The 4,852-nt window shown below is 69.3% G+C and carries 3 protein-coding genes; 1 reads left to right on the forward strand and 2 read right to left on the reverse strand.

The features are described from left to right. Positions 1-498: MFS transporter (locus G6016_RS16065; protein WP_182633603.1), on the reverse strand; the 498-nt coding region annotated here is incomplete at its 3' end. A 150-nt stretch (positions 499-648) separates the two neighbouring features. On the opposite strand from G6016_RS16065, the gene G6016_RS16070 reads away from it, so the two are divergent. Then, positions 649-1,755 (forward strand): baeRF3 domain-containing protein, encoded by a 1,107-nt coding sequence (locus tag G6016_RS16070; protein ID WP_182633604.1) that lies wholly within the window; start codon positions 649-651, stop codon positions 1,753-1,755. A 38-nt stretch (positions 1,756-1,793) separates the two neighbouring features. Here G6016_RS16070 and G6016_RS17755 read toward each other — a convergent pair whose 3' ends face one another. Continuing rightward, the gene (locus G6016_RS17755) at positions 1,794-4,520 is read right to left on the reverse strand and encodes a LuxR C-terminal-related transcriptional regulator (RefSeq protein ID WP_182633605.1); all 2,727 of its coding nucleotides are present in this window, start codon (positions 4,518-4,520) and stop codon (positions 1,794-1,796) included. Between the last annotated feature and the right edge of the window lie 332 nt (positions 4,521-4,852).

A 4,852-nucleotide genomic window follows, 5' to 3' on the forward strand; every position in this document is an offset into this window, starting at 1 on the left:
GATGAGCAGGCCGCCGATCAGCGGGCCCGACGCGGTCGCGACGGAGACGGTGGTGGCCATGGTCGCGAACGCACGCGCCCGGGCCTCGCCCGAGAAATACTTCTGGATGAGCCCGAAGGTCTGCGGGTTGAGCATCCCCGAGCCGACGCCCTGCAGGAGTCGCGCGAGGTTGAGCATCTCGATCGACGGCGCCAGCCCCGCGATCACCGCACCGACGACGAACACCGCGACGCCCGCCAGGAACAGGCGCTTGCGGCCGCTCGCATCGCCCAGACGGCCCGACGGCACCAGCAGCAGCCCGAACGCCAGCGCGTATCCCGACACGACCCACTGCAGACCGGAGGTGTCGGACTGCAGGTCCCGGCCGATCACCGGCAGCGCCACGTTGATGACCGACAGCGCCAGCAATGCCATGAACAGCGGCACCATCAGCGCGGCCAGGATGCGGGCGGTGCGCACCGGCGGCTCGGCGGTCCCCGCCACGGGCTGATCGGTCACGTCCGTGATGCTAGCCAGGATGGCGGGTGGCCCGGCGTGATCGGGCGGACGGTCTGATCGGGCGGGCGATGCCGCGCGAGCAGATCACGTCCCCGCAACGAACACTCGCGACCGGCCCACCGCCCCGGCGGAGATCCGTAGCGTCGGGCCATGGCTGAAATCACCCGCACTGCTGAAGCTGATTCGATCACCGCGACCGATCTGGCCGAACTGGCGGCCGTCACCGGCCGAGCCGTGTCGATCTACATGCCGACCGCCCGCGCCGGCGCCGAGGTCCGTGAGAACGCGATCCGCGCCAAGGCACTCATCAAGGACGCGGAGGCCGGACTCAAGGCAAACGGCGCGACCGACGACGAGGCCACGGAGATCCTCGCGCCGCTCGTCGCGCTGCTCGCCGACGACGACTACTGGCAGTACCTCGCCGACGGACTGGCGCTGTACGCCGCGCCCGGATTCTGGCGCGCCTTCCGGCTGACCATCGACTTCCCGGAGGTCACGCACGTGGGGGACCGGCTCGCGGTGCTGCCGGTGGTGTCGGCCGCGATGCACCAGGACGATTTCCTGCTGCTCGCGCTGAGCCAGAACAAGGTCCGCCTGTTCGAGGGCACCTTCTCCACGATGCGTGAGGTAGAGCTCGGGACTATCCCGGCCTCCCTTGAGGAGATCGAAGGCGAGACCACGCCACCGCCGCACCAGCAGCAACACTTCGCCGGCGGCGGGGGCGTGATGCACAGCCACGGCACCGGCGCCGAGGTCGGGGGCGTGCAGGTCGAGAAATTCCTGCGCCAGGTCGCGCACGGGCTCGCCGAGTCGCTCGAACCCAACGACCGCCGGCCCGTGGTGGTGGCCACCGTGGCCGAGAACCTGCCCGCGCTACGCGACCATCTCAACTACCCGCACCTGCTCGACGAGGTGGTCGCCGGCAATCCGGACACCGCCCGGCCGGACGAATTGCACGAGCGGGCGTGGGCGATCGTTCACCCGGCGCTGCGGGCACGGTCCGAGGCGGCGGCCGAACGGTTCGGCGACGCGCTGGGCGCCGGGCGTGCTTCTTCCGGCGGCGGTTCCGATCTCCTGCAGTCCGCCCGCGAGGGCCGGGTCGACACCCTGCTGCTCACCCGACGCCGCTGCACCGCCGACCATGGGCCCGAGGACCTCGACGCGGCGGTCGGTCACGTCCTGGCGACGTCCGGCACAGTGCTCGTCGTGGACCAGCTGCCCGGCGATGTGGCCGAGGGCGCGATCCTGCGGTTCTGAGAAAGGGGCTAGCCCGCGACTCGCGGCGGGGGCAGTGCCTACACCAGGTTCCAGCTGTGCGCGGTGGTTACGGCAGCAGCGCGCGAGTTGACGCCGAGTTTGCGGTACAGGCTCTTGATCTGCGTCTTCACAGTGTTCGGGCTCAGGTACGACTGCTCGGCGATCTCGCGGATCGTGGCGTTGGTGGCCAGGTCACGAAGAACGGCGAACTCCCGCTCGGTGAGCGCCGGTGCGGCGGCGGTGGTGCCGTTTGCCGACGTCACGGCGGCAAAGGTCAGCGTCCCGAACTCCGGCCTCGAATCGACAAGAGGGGCCGGAAGCTCAGGCGCGAGTGTCGCGAGGCGGCGCACTACCTTCGCGGGAAGACCCAGGAACGCGCCCAGTGAACCGGAGGCCCGGTACACCTCCAGCGAGTTGCGGAGAAGCCTGCGGGCACGGTCGACATCGCCGATCGCCAGGGCTGCGGCTGCGCCCACGACCTCCAACTCAAGGGCGCTGCGGGTGATCGTGCGCAGGTCCGACAGCGCAGCGGCAACGACCTCCATCGCTTCGACCGGTCGATTCGAGAGCAGGAGCGTGCGGGCCCGCGAGGCGGCGGTGAGTGGGCTGTGTGTGAAGGCAGAGCCTGACCACAGTTCGGCTGCGGCGTCGACGCGGTCGCAGGCCAGAAAGAGGTCGGCGTGCGCGGCCTCGAGCATGGGCTCTGTCACCCCTCCGCCGTCAGGTTGGCGGGAGAACCTCAGGGCTTCCGACACCAATGACCGCAGTGCGTGGCCGGGGTTGTCGCTCAGCAACGCGGTGCGGGCCCGGGCGTAGAGGATGAAGCCCCAGAACTCCTCGCGGTCCTCCGGCGAGCCCAGGTCGGTGAGAACGTGATGCGCACTCTCCAGATCGAGCCGGTCTGATGCGAGGAGCGCGGCAGCGACATCCCCGGCGGGCCTGACGAGCATCTCGGCAGAGGTGGGCAGCGCGGGATGGCGACGCTCCTCTGCCAGCCATTCCGTGGCCTCGCCGTTCCTGCCCACCAGGGCATAGGTCAGGGCTAGTTTCCCCGCCGCGTCGCGCTGGATGAACGGCTCGACGGCGTACTTGAAGGATCGATGAAATGCCGTGAGCGCGTCGGCGAAACGGCCCGCGAGGAGGAACGAATTCCCCAGGTGGATGGACAGGAACGCCGCCACGTCACGGTCTTTGTCGGTCACGGGCGCGGGCCCGGATTCAATGGCGGCCGTGATGTGATCCGCGGCGTCGGCGGCCTCGGCGTAGTGCCCATCGGCCCGGCGACCGGCCATGCCGAGTGCGTACTCGTGGAGGCTCGCCCCGCTCAACGGTGTGGAGGGATCCGGGGCGGCCAGACGCCCGGGGGAGGCGCCGGTGTTCAGGCGAGCCTTCTCCAGCCGGGACTGAACGGCGCGCAACTTCGTCAACCCGGGGTGATCGGCGAGCACTTCCTCGGGGATCTCCAGCAACAAATTGTCGTGGGCGGCCGTGGCGAAGTCGCGGGCGAACAGCGTCGTGATGTGGGCGCTGAGAATGTCGACTGCCTGATTCCACGCGCCGGCGGCCACCGCGGTCTTGAGCGCTTCGCTGGGGCGGTCCGTGCTCAGCCAGAATTCGATGAGCCTGTTCCGGTACTCAGCCAATTCGTCGGGGTTGTCGCGCCCGGCCATGCGTACCAGCGAGTCGCGGACCAGGTCAGGGTAGGTCCACTGTCTGCCAGTCGGGTCCTCTGTGGCCTGCGCGAGACCAGCCGGTTCGAGAAACTCCAGGAGTGACACCGGGTCAGACGAACCGGAACGGCTGGTGCTCGCGGTGTTGTCGTCGTCGTCCTGATCTTGTTCTTCCCCGGCGACCCCCGCAGCGAGGGCGATGGTCTCGCGCGTGAGCGGTTGCACGGCCCCCGACAGGAGGACGGTGACGCGGCGCGCGGCGAGGTCCGGATCGGAGGTGATGACGCGCTCGACCTCCGTGTCGATCATCGGTGGGATGTAGGTGGCGAGGTGCCGGGGCTCGGCGAACTCGCCGACCGGCAGCGCCTCGCACACGGTGCGGGTGAGCGTGCACAGGCCGCCGGAGAAGTTGCGGATGAGGTCGGGGGTGCGGATGTCGTGCTCGATCCGCATGCTCCGGAGGAGGTCGGCGATATCGGTGGACTCCACCTGAAACGCCGAGGGTGGCACGTAGCGTCGACCCGGGGCGCGGGTGAGTCGGCCCGACCAGCCCTCGTCCACGTGCGTGGTGACGATGATCCGCAGCCCCGCCGACGGGGGATTGGCGAGCAGTTCCTCGACGCGCGAGCTGGCCTGCGGGACGAGGTGGAGGTCGTCCAGGATGAGGAGCACCGGCGACTGTCCCGGCAGCGTGGCTAGGCAATTGTAGAGAGCGTCGAACGGCTCCTCGTCGGTCCCACAGGCGTGCCCGGGGTGACGGTCGTGCAGGCTCTGGTGGAGCCCGGACCAGTACTCCGGCGCCGTGATGCCCGGCTGCGGATCGGGAACGCGGGCGACCCTCGTGGCGTCGGCGGTGGTGTTGGAGTCGGAGTCGGAGTCGGCGGCGCCGGGGGTGGGCCCGAGCCCGGTCTTGAGCCAGGTGTCGACCAGGCCGCGCGGGTCATCGAAACAGCCGGCGTGGAGCACGATCAGCGAATCGGGCTCGGACAGCGACTCCAGCAGAGTGCGGCGGACCAGCGCAATACGCTGGGGTTCAGGTGTGCGATCCGCAGGCGTGGGCCGTCCGAGGCCAGCCGCGCGTGCGGGATTCTGCACAGTAACTCCGATTTCTTCGACTCGAATGTCTACGGAAAATGACACGTAAAAGGACTGTTAGGAGTCTAGTCAACATCGCGGGCGGAGTTGGCCTTTTGCGGCACGCACAGTCTCTGCTTAACCCCGATCTGTAGCCTCGGCGGACCACACCACGTATCCACCGACAGATCAGGAGATCGTGTGCGTAGTAGCAAGTGGCACAAGGCAATTGCGGCAGCCGGGGCGGTTCTCGTCGCGGCGGGCTGCAGCACCGGCGGTGACGGCGCGGGTTCCGACGCCGAGCAGGGCGGCGGCGTGGACCAGGCAGCCGCCGCGGAGCAGGCTCCCACCGA

This window comes from Dietzia aerolata, from assembly GCF_014144865.1.
GTDB classification, from domain to species: domain Bacteria; phylum Actinomycetota; class Actinomycetes; order Mycobacteriales; family Mycobacteriaceae; genus Dietzia; species Dietzia aerolata.